The sequence below is a fragment of the Bradyrhizobium sp. AZCC 2262 genome, from assembly GCF_036924535.1.
Taxonomy (GTDB): Bacteria; Pseudomonadota; Alphaproteobacteria; order Rhizobiales; family Xanthobacteraceae; genus Bradyrhizobium.
This window is the reverse complement of the sequence record NZ_JAZHRT010000001.1, coordinates 1,178,904-1,193,255: the sequence shown is the minus strand read 5'-3', so window position 1 is coordinate 1,193,255 and position 14,352 is coordinate 1,178,904. Positions and strand designations below refer to the sequence as shown.

Below are 14,352 nucleotides of genomic sequence, written 5' to 3'. Positions count from 1 at the left end.
CCCCCAAGCAAAGGAGAACTGCCATGATCCATCCGTCCACGTTCCTGAGCCGCGCCCTGCTCGCCGACGCCATCTTCAGCGGCGTATCAGCCGTCGGGCTTGCGCTCGGCGCCGGCATGCTGGCCCCCTTCCTCAACCTGCCGGAAGCGTTGCTGCGGGAGACCGGGCTATTCCTGATCGCCTATACCGCGCTGGTCGGCTGGCTCGCTTCACGGTCATCGGTGCCGAAGGCGCTGGTGCTGCTTGTCATCGTAGGCAACGCGGCCTGGACGCTCGGCAGCTTCGCGCTGCTGTTCTCGGGCGCAGTTTCGCCGAACCTGCTCGGGCAACTCGTTACCGTCGCACAGGCGATCGCCACCGGCGTATTTGCCGAGCTGCAATATGTCGGGCTGCGCAGGAGCGACGGCGTGGTGACGGCCTGAGCTTGCCGATCCTCGCCTTTCCGCCGCCGCGAAGCCTAACTTTGCGGCGGCCGACGCGCGATCATTTCATCCCTTTGGCGTAAAGAAATCGAGCATCGCCTGCGGGGCATTGGCTTCAAACGCGAGTTCGAGACCGGCTGCGGATTCCGCAGCCGCCTCCCGCGCCCGCGGGAACATCGTGGCTTCGTAGGCGGCAAAAGCGCGTTCGATGTCGTTGGGATGCGCGATGATGGCCCTGGCGAGGTCCGCCCCGTCGATCATGGCCAGATTTGCCCCTTCTCCGGCGAAGGGCGACATCAGGTGAGCGGCATCCCCGAGCAGCGTCACACCTGATGTACGCGGCCAGCTATGCCCTTCCGGCAACATCCAGATTGATCGCGGCACCAAGTCACCATCGCTGTTGGCCAGCACCTCGTGAAAATCAGCGTGCCAGCCGTGAAAATGCTGGTGCAACAGGTCGCGGGAAATTGGCTGCCTCGACCAATCGGCCGGAACCTTGAGCGCGGCATAGACGCACAATTCGTTGTTGGGCTCGCGATGCCCGAAGATGCCTCGTTCGTCCGAGAGCGCGAACATCAATCCCTTGCCAACGAGGGCGGCCGCTGTCAGGTGCTTCCGGTCGGCGTCCAGATAACGCAGTTCGACGAAGCTGATGCCGGAATAGAACGGGCTCGCTTCCGATACCAGCGGGCGGACCCTCGACCACGCCCCGTCAGCGCCGATCAGGATTTCCGTCGTCGCGACGCGGCCATCAGCGAACGATAATTTGAACCCGCTTGCCTCCCTGCTGATTCCGGTCACCTGCGCATTCCAGCGAACAAGGTCCGGACGCAGAGAAGAAAGAAGCAGATTGCGCAACGCGCCGCGGTCGATTTCCGGTCGCAACCCATCGCCGTCATGCGTCATTCGCACGGCGCCGGTCTTGTCAAGAATGCGCATGGCATCGCCATGTTCCAAGGTGAGCTTGCCAAAAGCCTCAAGCAGACCGGCGGCCTGCAGCGCCGCCTGTCCGGTCTCCTGATGAATATCGAGCATGCCGCCCTGTGGTCGGGAAGCGGCCGAGATATCCGCGTCATAGACGACTGCCGTGATCCCGTTCCTATGCAGCACGTTCGCCAGCGTGAGGCCGCCCAATCCGGCGCCCACAATCGTGATCATGGTTGTTGCTTTCGTGTTGGAAGAGCCAATCGTTTGGCGCCGCAACTGACGTTGGCCCCACGATCTCTCTTTGAGCGAGCCTATCCTTCAGGGTTCAATCGGGCTATATATAGGAGCCTATCGATTTTGTATAGGACCCTATGCAAGAGAATATGATGCGAAAATGGGCGCAACACGAACGGCCGGGATATCTCATCAACAGAGCGGCGCGACTGATGCTCCGGCTCGCGGACATCAAATTCCGGCCGCTAGGGCTCGGCGTCGCCAGCTTCCCCGTTCTCAGCATGTTGAGGACGGGACAAAAGCTTGCCCAGAAGGAGCTGGCGCTGTGCGCCCGGATCGAGCAGCCGAGCATGGCTCAATTGCTGTCGCGACTTGAGCGTGACGGCATGATCAAGCGCAGTCCCGATCCCGCTGACGGTCGCAGCAGCCTGATCTCAATCACCCGCAAAGCGCTGGGAATACTTCCGGAAGTCGATGCGGCCGTTGATGCCGGCAATGAAATGGCGCTTGCAGGCATGAGCGACGACGAGGTCAAGACGCTGATCGATTTGCTTCAGCGCTTGATTGGCAATCTGGAGCGGACCGCGCAGCACGAACAAGTGGCGATCGATCGCGCCGAGGAGCCATAGAACGCGCGCATCCTTAGCTCAACAGCACGGCGGCGATCATCCCGGCAAAAGTCAGCACCAACCCAATGACGAGCATCGGCACCAGGCTGCTGCCGGCGTAAGGATCGGCCTGCTCCTTGCTGGTCGCGACATGCGCACGATTAGCCATCACACTGCTCCTGCCTGATTGCGCCGAAATCTTTGCCCGTTGCCGAGCATGACGCCCTGCCCGCCTGCGATGCCGAGTTCGAGGCTCGCCGCGATCCGCCGCGCCCGTTCCACGAAATGCGCTTCCGCCTCGGGCGGACAGATCTCGCGGGCAGTCGTCTCGAACAGCTCGAGCCAGCGGTCGAAATGATCGGCGTCGACCGGCAGCGGCAGATGCTTGGCCATCGGCGTGCCGTGGTAGCGGCTCGTCATCAAAGCGACCGATGACCAGAACGCGCACATCTGCGCCAGATGCGGCTCCCAATCCTTGATCCTGACATCGAAGATCGGCCCCAGCACCGCATCGGCGCGGACCTTGGCGTAGAAGCCGTGCACCAGACGCTCGATCATCGGCCCGTCAATGCCCGTCCGTTCCATGATCCCGGCCGTGATCCGCTCACGCCGCTCCGGCCCTGTCACGATCGCTTCCATCTCGCCGCTCCTAAATAGGTATTTCAAATACCTATTTATCCGGCTATAGTCGATTTGCAAGCAGAACTTTTCGAGGATCTCCCATGCGCCTGACGTCATTCACGGATTTTGCCTTGCGCGCGCTGATGCGGTTGGCGGGCGAACCGGGCCGGTCGTTCGCCACCAACGAGATCGCGGCCGAGTTCGGCATTTCCCGCAACCATCTGGCCAAGGTGGTGCGCGACCTCGCGGATAGCGGTTTCATCTCGACCCAGCGCGGCGTCGGCGGCGGCTTCACGCTGGCCCGCCCCGCCCAGTCGATCACCATCGGCGAAGTGGTGCGCGCCCTGGAAGGGCCGCCGCTGGTCGAATGTTTTCGCGAGGATGGCGGCAATTGCGTGCTGAAGCCGCGCTGCCGGTTGAAAGCAAAACTCGCTGCCGCCCGCGAAGCCTTCATGCGCGAGCTCGACGCCACGACGCTGGCGGAGTGCGCCTATCCCGCGCCGGCCATGCGGAGCCCGGCGCACGCATGACCGCCGCAACGAAGACTCAGGTGCAACTCATGAAACCGATCGAGTTCGAAGATGGCACTGTGCAGATCGACGCCTCCATCGTCGCGGAAGGTCTCGGCCTGGCGCCGTCTTTGCTGCAGGAAGAGATGCGCGCGGGCAGGATCACGAGCCTTGCCGAGCGTGGGGTCGATGCCGACTCCGGCCGGCACCGCCTCACCTTCTTCTCCGAACACCGGCGGTTTCGCGTCGTGGTCGATGAAACAGGCGCGATCATTCAACGCTCGGCGGTCGACTTCGGCGATTCGTTGCTGCCGAAATCGGTGCACAAGACCGGCGGATGAGACTTCAGATGGCGGTGGGCTGAGCCTCAAAGGCGATAGCAGCGGGCTGAGCCTCAAGGACCGAAGCAGGCGCGGAAGCCGGCTGCTTGCTGCCGACGGATTTCTTGCCGGCAACCCTGACGCGGCTGTTGCCGTTCAGACGTTTGCCGTTGAGCGACCTGCCGTTGAGCGACTTGCCATTGAGCGAATGGCCCTTCAGCTTGAGCGTCACCTTCGCCTTCCGCTCAGCCTTTTCCTTCAGCTTCGCTTTAGCCTTCTCCTTGGCCTTGGCCAGCTTTTCCGCCTTCTTCAGCGCTTTCCGCTCGGCCTTCGCCTTCAGCCGGGCCTTCTCCGCCCGCGCCTCGGCGCGCTGTTTCTTGCGCTTCTTTTCGCAGGCCGCGCATTTGCAGCCGATCGGCTTCAGATAGGCTTTGAAATAATCGGTGCCGTAATCGTAATTGATCTCCTCGCCCGGCTCGATGCTCTTGATGGCGCGGATGAACACCTTGCGCTTGCGTGGGCGAACGTCGGATTCCGCGTTGGGCTTGCAGGCGTGGTTGATGTAACGGGCGATGTTCTTGCGCACCGAGCCGTCGATGGTCCAACGGTCGTTCAGCTCGAACAGGTATTTGTTCTCGATCGCGTCGTCTTTTTTCTTCTTCGAATCCAGCAGCGGCCCAAAATAGCGGATGATTTTGGTGCCCTTCTTGATCGGTTTGGTGGCGAAAAGGCCAAGTCCGGTAGGGGAGCGGCCGACGCGATAAGGCTTATTCGAAGGTATGGAGGGCATGACGACTGATTGACTGCACGCTCGGGACGACGGAATTGCGAGCCGCTCTTCTAGAACGATTCCGCGGCAATGTCAGGTGTTTCGCACCTTTGCCATGAACCTTCCCCAGATTGCGCACGTCTGATCCTGGAGGTTCCATGCGAGAAGTGCAGATGAAACGTGTTTCCCATCGGCAAGCCATCGTGCCGGCCGCCACGGCACTATTCGCGGCTGCATTTGGCCTGATTTCACCGGCCAGCGCCCAAACATTCAGCAGCAGCTACACATCATCAGAGGCGAAGGACTGCCGCACCATCGGCAAGCCCGGGGACAACGGCAGCACGACCCAGGTGTGCCCCGGCAAATCGGGGCTGGTGGTGGTGATCAGCGAGGACGATCTGCGCCAAACCGTCTCGGTCGGACCCGACCGCATAGCCGCCAGCAAGGAGCCGGCCGCGGAGGCCTGGTTTGCCCCCTTCAATTCCACCGCTCCCACCGTCGAATGGCGGGCGGTGGATGGCAAGCCGTTCGCGATCATTCAGCGCTGGCTGATCGCCGACAACAACGACCCGGACAAGGCGGGAAGCCCGACCTCAAAACCGATGCTAGCCGTGACGCGGCTGCCGCCGGGGCCGGTCTGCCATGTCGCCTATATCGACGGCCAGGCCAAACGCAATGCCAACGAGCTCGCGCGCCAGGCGGCGGACGAATTTGCCCGTGATTTCAAGTGCGGGAAGGACGAAGTGAAGGTGATCGGTGAAAAGGGCTCCGCCGTCAGCCTTGCAAAGCGCTAATGCAGCCCGCGGCCGGCGTGTTTTCGCCGTAATAACGTCAAAGCTACAGCCTTCAGTGCCTGATATTCTCACGTCACGGGTTTTAACGTCGGCCACACCGGAGCAACGATGCTAACGAGATTCATGGTTCTGCTGGTTGCCGGCGCCGCCCTCTCCGGCTGCTGCGCGTCCGGCACCGGCTGCGCCACCTCGACGACCCCGGGCGCGCCGATCGCCTGGGACGGGTTGGGCGATGCGCCGACGGCAAACGACGAACCGGGCCAGGAAAAACGGCCGCAAAAGCGAAAGACAGCCCGCAATCGCGAGATCATTCTCGGCCCGCTGAATGGCGCCCCGCCCAGGGAAGCCTCAGCCGGGTCAGACGTCAAAGCGCGCTACGACGAGTGGACGCGGCAGCCCAACGAAGACGCCGAGGCCGACGCCAGGCTCGCGCGACAAACCAAGATTTGCAGGGGTTGCTGAGCGGCACACCATCGGCATCGTCGCCGCGCAGGTCCATCCCGACGCCGACGAACATGCCCGTAAAACCACGGACGAATTCGCGCGTGATTCCACCGCGTTTCCCAACTTCTGGGTGCTTGAGGCTGTGCTGCGCGTGGAATAGGCTTTCCTATTGGAAATGGAGAAGTGTTAGTCCGGTATTACTTCAGAAAATAGTACCATCAGAGTAGGCGTTTTTATGCGCCAAACGATCGAGAGCGCACCCAAGGGCCAAGAGGCCATCATCCTTGAGGATGATGTGTGTGGGATTTTTGATGTCGCGCACTGGTCGCCTGAGGCGGGCGAATGGATCAGTGAAAACGGCGAGCCAAGCAAGATCACGCCGACGCATTGGCAGCCGCTGCCGCACGATCGATATCTTCAACCATCGCACCCCTCCTCTCACGCCGGCCGTGCGCGTCGACGATTTGCAGCTTTCTCCATCACCGCAGCGTTCATTGCGGCGGCGCTGACCGGCCTGTATTTCCGCGCCGAGGTCGCCACCTGGGTGGCGGGAAACGCCGGTCAGCAGGATATCGTCGGCGCGATCGGCGGGCAGACCGTTGAGCAAGCGACCCGGTTGGCGGGTCCGGAGCCGCGGAAGACCGACCTATTTGGGCAACAACAGCAGACCAAAGCCGATCACGGAGCGCAGAAAACTCCGCAGCTCAAGCAGGCGGTGAAGGCGGCCGCGCCGGAGGCGGGACAATTTTTGGAGAAGGAGCCGCGTCCAGAAATTCTGGCGAATGAAGCTGCCGAGGCTCGCAACGCGATCGACGGATCCAATCTGCAACTGCGGACGCCTTCCGCTGTGAAGTCCGCACAATCGCTCGAACACGAGCGCGAAAAAACAACGGGTCTCGCACTGGAGGCCACCGCCGCACGACAGGAACAGCCGGCAAGCACCGAGCAACAACGCCAGGCGCTTCAAGAGGAACGCGCTCGCGGAGCCGCGCTGGCGAACGAGCTGGCGGCGACGCGCCGCGAAATCGAGGCCAACGCGGCGATGCTGACCAAGGCGCGCGATGATGCGGCGCAGTTCAGGCAGACTGCGGAAAGGATGGCGGCGGAACAGCAGAAAGAGCACGACAGTGCCGAGGCTCTGTCGCGCGAACTCGCGATGGCGCGCCGCGAAATCGAGACCAACGCGGCGCAGCTGACCACGGCGCGCGATGATGCGGCGCAGTTCAAGCAGACTGCGGAAAGGACGACGGCGGAGCTGCAGCAAGAGCGCGACTGGGCCAAGGTACTGTCGCGCGCACACGCGATGGCGCGCCGCGAAATCGAGGCCAACGCAGCGCAGTTGACCACGGCGCGCGACGATGCGGCGAAGTTCAAGCAGACTGCGGAAAGGACGACGACGGAACAGCAGAAAGAGCACGACAGTGCCGAGGCTCTGTCGCGCGAACTCGCGATGGCGCGCCGCGAAATCGAGGCCAACGCAGCGCAGCTGATCAAGGCGCGCGATGATGCGGCGCAGTTCAAGCAGACTGCGGAACGAACCGCGGCCGAACAGCAGAAAGAGCGCGAAAGCGCCGAGGCGCTGTCGCGCGAACTCGCGATCGCTCGCCGCGAAATCCAGGCGAACGCAGCGCAGCTGACCAAGGCGCGCGATGATGCGGCGAAGTTCAAGCAGACTGCGGAACAGATGACGGCAGAGCTGCAGCACGAGCGCGACAGGACCAAGACAATATCGCGCGGACCGACAATGAAGCAGCGCGCGATCGATGCGCGCGCTGCGCCTGGGCCGATTGCAAACAGCTCAATCGCCCAGGCGACGCTCGCTGCCGAGACAACCGCTTCAGTACAGGCAGTGTCCTCAGACGCGCAACGTAATCCGGAAGCGGCCAGGTTGATGGCGCGCGCCAGCACGCTGCTTGCGCAGGGCAATGTCGGTGCGGCACGGATCGTACTCGAACGCGCTGCTGAGACGGGCAGCGCACAGGCGAGCTTCATGCTCGCGGAGACGTATGATCCGGTCATTCTGTCCGTATGGGGGACATACGGAACGCGCGGCGAAGTGACGAAAGCGCGCGAACTCTATGCCAAGGCTCATGCCGGCGGAATTCAGGAGGCCAAGAATCGATTCGACGCGCTGTCTCGGTGAGATGATTTACATCTTCATCGGGCAGCTGGGGTATGGCAGTTGAAAGCCGAGTTTGACGCAAGAGGAGTTTGTAGATGAGTACTTTTTTTAGATCACACTTATTGCTCGTGCTCAGCATTTTGGCGCCAGTCATGCTGGCACCTCAGCTTGCCGATGGCGACGCACAGGCACAGAGCGCCCGCCCGCTGCGAAGTGGCTCACCGTACGAGACACAAAAAGAGCGGATGAATGCCTGGACGGTCGGCATCGCCGGCGGCCTGTTGGAGGGCGCCCCCATCCGTCTTGCTACCGAAATCGCCCGCGTCGTCGACGACGGGCCGAACATGCTTGTGCTGCCAATCGTGACCCGAGGGGCCACGGAAAATATGAATGCGCTGCTCTATCTGCGTGGCGTCGACATGGCGATCATCAATTCCGACGCGCTCGAAGAGTACAAAGTTCAGGCGCCTGAGCTTCAGCACCGGATCGTCTACCTTCTCAACCTCTTCCCGTCGGAACTTCATATCTTCGTTCGGCCGGAGATTGCCAGCCTGCAGGATCTCGCCGGCAAGAAAGTGAATTTCAACACCCTGGGCACGGCCGCCGCCTATTCGGGACCGCTGATCTTCAGCCGCCTCGGCATCAACGTCGAAAAGACCTTCATTCCGCATCAGGTCGCGCTGGAGCAGATGCGCAAGGGTGAAATGGCCGCCGTCGTTTTCATCACCTCGAAGCCGGTTGACGCTTTTCTGCGTGGGCGCTGGGAGCCCGGCTTCAAGTTCCTTCCGGTCGCTTACGAGAGCAAGTTCGAGGATTACTATCTTCCCGCAGTGCTGGAGCCGACCGAATATCCCAATCTGATCAAGCAGGGCGAACGCGTGTCGACGATCGCGGTGCCGACCGTTCTGGTCGCCTTCAATTGGCCGGCGCAGTCGAATCGCTATCAGCGCGTCGCGCGCTTTGTCGATTACCTCTTTTCCCGGATCGACAGGCTGCAGGCGCCTGGCTTCGACCCGAAATGGAAATCGATCAACCTTGCTGCGACGGTCCCCGGATTAGCCCGCTCCTCATCGGCGCAGGCATGGCTGGATCGTCAGGCGCGTGGAAAGCAGGCATCGCAATGAGGACCGCTGCGATCCCCCTGTTTGTCGCCTTCGAGCTGGCGAGTGGAATTGCTCTCGCACAAGGCACGAGCGATCCATTGGCGCAACTTCGCGACTGTTCCCTGATGGAGCGCGCAGAGCGGCTGAAATGCCTGGACCGGCTGTCGCGCAGCATAGGACCCCCGGCGCAGCCGGCGCATCCCGCGCAGCCGGCGCGCCCGGCGCCGGCGGTCGGCAACTGGACTATTAGCGAGACGACATCGCCTGTGGACTATATGCCGCTCGTCGTGGCCGTCACACCGTCTCGTGGCGGCACGGAAGGCTCCGCGATGCAGCTCTCCATTTACTGTCGCAATGGCCGCACTGAACTTGTGGTCGCCGGACCGGCCATCTCTGGCCGCGGCGGAGATTACACCATGTTCTATCGCGTCAATGGCGATCAGCCGGTGCAAGCTGCGGCAGGCGCGCCATCGTTTGGAACCGGCGTCGCATTCAAGGGCGATGTCGTGCGCTTGTTGCAGTCGCTCCCCGAGGAGGGCGAGGTCACCGTTCGCCTTTCTCCCCGAACGGGTGTCGCCCGCGAGGGGAATTTTTCGATCGGCGGATTGAAGATGGTGCGAGAAAAGCTGGCTGCGGCATGCAGATGGCCGCAAGCCATTGCCGCGCCACGCAACTAAGGGGCAACGAACAGGGAACCGTTCAAGGGAGATGCGTGATGATCAAATTTGAAAATGCTGTCAGAGCGGCGATGGGAGTCGTAATGGTGCTCATCCTCGCGCCGTCATCGGCGGCGGAGCCGGCGAAGAAACCAACAAGGCCGCAGATCGTCGCGGCGCGATCAACGGCGGCGCCGACGACGAAGCAAGCGACAGCGCAGAAGCAGGCCGTTGCTGACAAGAAGTTGCACAACCTTGTCCTGCAGGTAAACACCAACGAACCAGCGATGATGAATCTCGCACTCAACAATGCGACGAACGTCGCGCAATACTACAAGGGCCTCGGCGAGAAGGTGTCGATCGAGGTCGTCACTTTCGGCCCTGGCTTGCACATGCTGCGTGACGACACCTCGCCGGTGAAGGCGCGGATCGAGGTGCTCGCGTTGAGCACGCCGGAAATCTCCTTCAAAGCCTGCGGCAATACCCAGGAAAACATGCGCAAGGCGGAGGGCAAGGACATTCCAATCATTCCGCAGGCGCAAATCGTGCAGTCCGGCGTTGTGCGCGTGATGGAATTGCAGGAGAAGGGCTGGTCGTATGTAAAGCCCTGACGCACGGTCGCAAGCGGACCATTGTGGGCCGGCGCCGCGCCATCGTTTGCAAGCGCCACTGCTGCGGGCCCTGGCATTTCGGCGCAATGTAGCGCGAGAACTGCGCGCCCTGCCCGCTTGCTAACCCAAGCTCCGGCAGGGAGTATCAAGCCCCCGGCGGCCGGGCGACGGTCGAGAGCAGCATCGCATGTAGCAGTTGATCGACGCCGGTGCCTTCCGGCAGCCGGTGCAGGATGTCCTTCAGCCGCCCGTCGAGCAGCAGCGAGGCGAAGCCGTGCACCAGCGACCACGCGCGCGCGATCGCCGCGGCCTGGTCGAGCGAGATTGCCTCCAGCGCCTCGCCAGCGAGTCTTTCGTTGCGGCCGGCACCGACCGCACTCGCCAGGCCCTCGAAGGAGGCGGTCGCCGCCTCGTGCAGCGATGGCCGCGTCATGTCGATCCGTTCGTTGCGGAACATCAGACTGAACATGCCGGGACTCGCCTGGGCGTAGGCGACATAGGCCTTCGCGTTGGCCATCCCCTTCATCAGCGGATGGGTTTCACTATTGCGAGCTGCAATCATGGCCTCGTTGAAGCGGCGGAAGCCGATGGCCGCGAGCTCGCTGAGCAACCCGGTGAGATCGCCGAAATGATGGGTCGGCGCGGCATGCGACACGCCGGCCTCGCGCGCCACGGCCCGCAAGGTCAGGCCCGGCAACCCGTCGCGTTCCAGCACCCGCTCGGCGGCGGCGAGCAAGGCGTCGTGCAGATCGCCGTGATGATAAGGCGTCTCGCCGGCTGCCCGGCGACGCTGACTGGCTGCCCTTTCCGCCACGGGTTTTGCCGGCCTGCGCCGCGCAGTGGGACGGATCGTTCTGGTTTCTCGAGATGTTCTTGCCATACGACTCCTTATAGCCGCAATTTTTACACTGTAAAGATTTTGCTTGACGGCGGGCCGCAACATCCTTACTGATATCTTTACGATGTAAAGATTTAACCGGAGGGAACGTAAGATGCTCGACCAGGTGAAGACCGAGGCAGCGCGGACCAATCTGGCGCCGATCCCGATGGAATGCGACGCGCCGCATCTCAAGGTGACCGGCGAATTGCCGCGCGAACTCAACGGCACGCTCTACCGCAACGGCCCCAACCCGCAATTCGACGCGCCTGGCGCCCACTGGTTCGTCGGCGACGGCATGCTGCACGCCTTCCATCTGGAGAACGGCCGCGCCAGCTACCGCAACCGCTGGGTCCGGACCCCGAAATGGCTGGCCGAGCACGACGCCGGCCGCGCCCTGTTCGGCGGCTTCGGCCGCAAGCTGCCGGGGGCGCCGGCCGGAATCACCGACGATGGCGGCGTCGCCAATACCAACATCATCTTCCACGGCGGCAAGCTGCTGGCGCTGGAGGAAGGCCATCTGCCGACCGAGATCGAGCCCGGCACACTCAATCGCCTCGGCTATTGCGACTACAAGGGCGCCATCAAGGGCCCCTTCACCGCGCATCCCAAGATCGACCCCGTGACCGGCGAGATGGTGTTCTTCGGCTACAACGCCGCGGGCCCGCTTACCCCCGCCCTCTCCTTCGGATCGGTCAACGCCGCGGGCGTGGTGACGCGGTTCGATCGCTTCGACGCGCCCTATGCCAGCATGGTGCACGACTTCATCGTCACCGAAAATCATATGCTGTTTCCGATCCTGCCCATCACCGGCAGCATGGAACGCGCGATGCGCGGCAAGCCGCCTTACGCCTGGGAGCCGGAGAAAGGCGCGTATGTCGGCATTATGAAGCGCAACGGCACGCCTGCGGATCTGGTCTGGTTCCGCGCCGAGAACTGCTACGTCTTCCACGTCATGAACGCGTGGGAGGAAGGCAACCGCATCATCGCCGACGTGATGCAGTTCGAGGAGGCGCCGCTGTTTCCCCATCCCGACGGCTCGAAGACCGATCCGGAGAAATCCCGCGCGCGGTACTGTCGCTGGACCTTCGACCTCGCAGGCAATACCGACCGCTTCACGCAAACCTATCTCGACGATCTCACCGGCGAATTCCCGCGCATCGACGACCGCCGCGCGGGACAGACGAACAGCCATGGCTGGTACGCCTGCGCCAATCCCGATCTGCCGATGTTCGGCGCGCTCTCCGGCATCGTGCATGTCGACGGCAAGGGCAAGCGGCTCGGGCATTATCTGCTGCCCGCCGGCGACACGATTTCCGAGCCGGTGTTCGTCGAACGCGGCGCTGACGCCGCCGAAGGCGACGGCTGGCTGCTATCGGCGGTCTGGCGCGCGCGGGAGAATCGCAGCGATCTCGCGGTGTTCAACGCGCAGGATGTCGAGTCGGGGCCCGTCGCGCTGGTGCATCTCGGCCATCGCGTGCCCGACGGCTTTCACGGCAATTGGGTCGGCGCGGCGTAAGCGTAGCCTTTGTCGCCGTCATTCTACGATGTGCAATTGCACACCGTAGGCTTCGCGCAGCGATGAACCCGGAATCCCTCTCCATCATGGATTCCGGGATCGATGCCACCCATCGCCCGGAATGACAGCATCAATAGACAGCCCGCGAGGAGACGCACATGCACCTGCCCTCGATCACCGCGACCTATCTCGCCGTTCTCGCCCTGCTCTACACCGTGCTCGCCGTTCAAGTCGGCCGGCTGCGCCAGCGCGACCGGGCCACCTTCGGTGACAATGGAAGCCTGCAACTGCGCAGCGCGATCCGCGCGCATGCCAACTTCATCGAATATGTCCCAATCATCACGCTGATGGTGGCGATGCTGGAAATGTCCGGCCTGGCCGCGACATGGGTCCATCTGTTGATGGGCGCGCTGCTGCTTTCCCGGCTTCTGCACCCGCTCGGCATGTACGCGGCGCCCAACACGCTGCAATTCCGCATCGGCCGGGTCGGCGGCATCACGATCACGTTCATCTTACTGATCGCCTCCGCCCTGATGATCCTGTCGCGGTCTACCGGGATGACGGGTTAATTGCCAGGCGAGCAAAACGAGAAATTCAAACCCGACCAGGGCAGTGACGACCAGCAGGCCCGAAAAAGCCGCGTCGGCGCTTCTCTCACGCAGGACATATCCGAGCGTTAGAAGAGGCCCGCTCCATATGATGCTTCCGATCAGCGTTGCCCCCGCGAAGTTCAAGATCGCCAGATTGAGCACGCCGGCCGGAATGGAGAGATAGACCCGCACCGCCGGAATGGTCTGTCCCACAACGGTGACCCAGAAGTGATTGCGCCTGTAAGAACCTGCCATCCGATGATACAGGGCGGGCTTCAGGAATATGAACCGCCCGAACCGTTCAATCAGCGCTTCGATTCGCTTCGCCCCCAGGGCAAGGCCGAGCCCGTACCACGCAAGTGCGCCGATCGTTGAACCGGTCGCAGTTGCCGCAACGGTGACGACCAGTTCGCTCTCGCCTGACGCGGCCATCATGCCGAGCACCACAAACACGACGTAGGACGGCACCACTGGAAAGAATTTTCGGCCAGCGCGACAGCGGCAATTCCGATCGGCCCGGATTCGGCGAGCACGGTGACGAAGTCGGGTATGTCCATGCTAGACGGCATCGGGTTCGACCTGATCCGCGAGCCTGGCGGGCTTGATGCGCGTAATGCGGTAGACCGACGCGGGTGGGATGTTCAGCAGCACGCGGCCCATGCAATTCGCCTTCAGTCCGAGTTCATCGAGTTGCGCCTTCGAAACCGGGCACTGCATTCCATAGGTGAACTGATAGAACGAGCCACCGTTGCGCAGCTTGCTGAAGGCGGCGGTGAGAATTGCGGCGACTTTCTTTGGCGCAAAATTGAGCAGCGGCAGCCCGCTGACCACGGCACCCAACGGATGCTCGAACAGATCGTGGGAAGCCATCCAGGCTGCATCCATCCAGAGCACGCGCGCCCTGGGAAATCGCGCCTGCAGCAGCCGCATGAAATCCGAGCCATATTCGATCAGCGTGAGGTCGCTCTCGCGCACACCACGCTCCAGCATCGCTTCGGTAAAGACGCCGGTACCGGGGCCCAATTCGAGCACCGGGCCGGAGGCGGCGGTGATCTCACTGGTAATCAGACTTGCAAGGTTCGCGCCCGATGGCGCGATGGCGCCAACCGCGCGAGGGCTGGATGCGAGCGCGCGAAAGAACAACAAGAGATTTTGTGCTGTCATGAAAGTAAGTCACCCATTCCATCAAGCCGCACCACCCGTTGATGTCGGCGTTGACGCGATAT

The 14,352-nt window shown here is 62.6% G+C and carries 19 protein-coding genes; 12 read left to right on the top strand and 7 right to left on the bottom strand.

The features are described 5' to 3' along the window. The first annotated feature begins 23 nt into the window (after window positions 1-23). Window positions 24-422, top strand: a complete 399-nt coding sequence (locus V1283_RS05455) for a hypothetical protein (protein WP_334385426.1) — start codon at window positions 24-26, stop codon at window positions 420-422. Between the two features lie 66 nt (window positions 423-488). Here V1283_RS05455 and V1283_RS05450 read toward each other — a convergent pair whose 3' ends face one another. Then, complete coding sequence (locus V1283_RS05450; RefSeq protein ID WP_334385425.1) at window positions 489-1,580, bottom strand: FAD-dependent oxidoreductase; 1,092 nt, start codon at window positions 1,578-1,580, stop codon at window positions 489-491. Between the two features lie 155 nt (window positions 1,581-1,735). On the opposite strand from V1283_RS05450, the gene V1283_RS05445 reads away from it, so the two are divergent. Beyond that, window positions 1,736-2,212: a MarR family winged helix-turn-helix transcriptional regulator gene (locus V1283_RS05445; protein ID WP_334385424.1), complete on the top strand. Its 477-nt coding sequence runs from the start codon at window positions 1,736-1,738 to the stop codon at window positions 2,210-2,212. A gap of 13 nt (window positions 2,213-2,225) precedes the next feature. Here V1283_RS05445 and V1283_RS05440 read toward each other — a convergent pair whose 3' ends face one another. Together V1283_RS05440 and V1283_RS05435 are read right to left on the bottom strand one after the other, a co-directional pair. After that, window positions 2,226-2,360 carry a hypothetical protein gene (locus tag V1283_RS05440; RefSeq protein ID WP_334385423.1) on the bottom strand — a complete coding sequence of 45 codons (135 nt, stop codon included), beginning with the start codon at window positions 2,358-2,360 and terminating at the stop codon, window positions 2,226-2,228. Further along, window positions 2,360-2,830: a group III truncated hemoglobin gene (locus V1283_RS05435; protein ID WP_334385422.1), complete on the bottom strand. Its 471-nt coding sequence runs from the start codon at window positions 2,828-2,830 to the stop codon at window positions 2,360-2,362. Before V1283_RS05435 ends, V1283_RS05440 begins: the two co-directional genes overlap by 1 nt. 83 nt (window positions 2,831-2,913) lie before the next feature. Between V1283_RS05435 and V1283_RS05430 the strand changes: the two genes are divergently transcribed. Together V1283_RS05430 and V1283_RS05425 are read left to right on the top strand one after the other, a co-directional pair. Next, window positions 2,914-3,342 (top strand): RrF2 family transcriptional regulator, encoded by a 429-nt coding sequence (locus V1283_RS05430; RefSeq protein ID WP_334385421.1) that lies wholly within the window; start codon window positions 2,914-2,916, stop codon window positions 3,340-3,342. Continuing rightward, window positions 3,339-3,662 carry a DUF6522 family protein gene (locus tag V1283_RS05425; RefSeq protein WP_334385420.1) on the top strand — a complete coding sequence of 108 codons (324 nt, stop codon included), beginning with the start codon at window positions 3,339-3,341 and terminating at the stop codon, window positions 3,660-3,662. Before V1283_RS05430 ends, V1283_RS05425 begins: the two co-directional genes overlap by 4 nt. A 4-nt stretch (window positions 3,663-3,666) precedes the next feature. On the opposite strand, the gene V1283_RS05420 is transcribed toward V1283_RS05425, so the two are convergent. Further along, entirely contained in the window at window positions 3,667-4,431 is a 765-nt protein-coding gene (locus V1283_RS05420) for an SET domain-containing protein (RefSeq protein ID WP_334385419.1), read from the bottom strand. A 152-nt stretch (window positions 4,432-4,583) separates the two neighbouring features. On the opposite strand from V1283_RS05420, the gene V1283_RS05415 reads away from it, so the two are divergent. From V1283_RS05415 to V1283_RS05390, 6 genes are all read left to right on the top strand, one after another. After that, window positions 4,584-5,204: a hypothetical protein gene (locus tag V1283_RS05415; protein WP_334385418.1), complete on the top strand. Its 621-nt coding sequence runs from the start codon at window positions 4,584-4,586 to the stop codon at window positions 5,202-5,204. A gap of 108 nt (window positions 5,205-5,312) precedes the next feature. Then, window positions 5,313-5,666, top strand: coding sequence for a hypothetical protein (locus V1283_RS05410; RefSeq protein ID WP_334385417.1), 354 nt, complete (start codon window positions 5,313-5,315; stop codon window positions 5,664-5,666). A 217-nt stretch (window positions 5,667-5,883) separates the two neighbouring features. Beyond that, a complete protein-coding gene (locus V1283_RS05405; RefSeq protein WP_334385416.1) occupies window positions 5,884-7,791 on the top strand; it encodes a hypothetical protein in 1,908 nt (635 codons plus the stop codon). 131 nt (window positions 7,792-7,922) lie between these two features. Beyond that, window positions 7,923-8,894, top strand: coding sequence for a TAXI family TRAP transporter solute-binding subunit (locus V1283_RS05400; RefSeq protein WP_334385415.1), 972 nt, complete (start codon window positions 7,923-7,925; stop codon window positions 8,892-8,894). Then, the gene (locus tag V1283_RS05395) at window positions 8,891-9,550 is read left to right on the top strand and encodes a hypothetical protein (RefSeq protein ID WP_334385414.1); all 660 of its coding nucleotides are present in this window, start codon (window positions 8,891-8,893) and stop codon (window positions 9,548-9,550) included. The genes V1283_RS05400 and V1283_RS05395 overlap by 4 nt, the downstream gene beginning before the upstream one ends. A 38-nt stretch (window positions 9,551-9,588) precedes the next feature. Next, window positions 9,589-10,140, top strand: coding sequence for a DsrE family protein (locus V1283_RS05390; protein ID WP_334385413.1), 552 nt, complete (start codon window positions 9,589-9,591; stop codon window positions 10,138-10,140). A gap of 145 nt (window positions 10,141-10,285) precedes the next feature. On the opposite strand, the gene V1283_RS05385 is transcribed toward V1283_RS05390, so the two are convergent. Continuing rightward, on the bottom strand, window positions 10,286-11,020 hold the full coding sequence (locus V1283_RS05385) for a TetR/AcrR family transcriptional regulator (RefSeq protein WP_334385412.1): 735 nt from the start codon (window positions 11,018-11,020) through the stop codon (window positions 10,286-10,288). 112 nt (window positions 11,021-11,132) lie between these two features. Between V1283_RS05385 and V1283_RS05380 the strand changes: the two genes are divergently transcribed. After that, the gene (locus V1283_RS05380) at window positions 11,133-12,536 is read left to right on the top strand and encodes a carotenoid oxygenase family protein (protein WP_334385411.1); all 1,404 of its coding nucleotides are present in this window, start codon (window positions 11,133-11,135) and stop codon (window positions 12,534-12,536) included. Between the two features lie 158 nt (window positions 12,537-12,694). Continuing rightward, entirely contained in the window at window positions 12,695-13,105 is a 411-nt protein-coding gene (locus V1283_RS05375; protein WP_334385410.1) for an MAPEG family protein, read from the top strand. Here V1283_RS05375 and V1283_RS05370 read toward each other — a convergent pair. Both V1283_RS05370 and V1283_RS05365 read right to left on the bottom strand, forming a co-directional pair. Then, window positions 13,049-13,594, bottom strand: coding sequence for a DedA family protein (locus tag V1283_RS05370; RefSeq protein WP_334392959.1), 546 nt, complete (start codon window positions 13,592-13,594; stop codon window positions 13,049-13,051). The genes V1283_RS05375 and V1283_RS05370 overlap by 57 nt on opposite strands. Window positions 13,595-13,684: 90 nt before the next feature. After that, window positions 13,685-14,290, bottom strand: a complete 606-nt coding sequence (locus V1283_RS05365; protein ID WP_334385409.1) for a class I SAM-dependent methyltransferase — start codon at window positions 14,288-14,290, stop codon at window positions 13,685-13,687. Window positions 14,291-14,352: the final 62 nt, after the last annotated feature.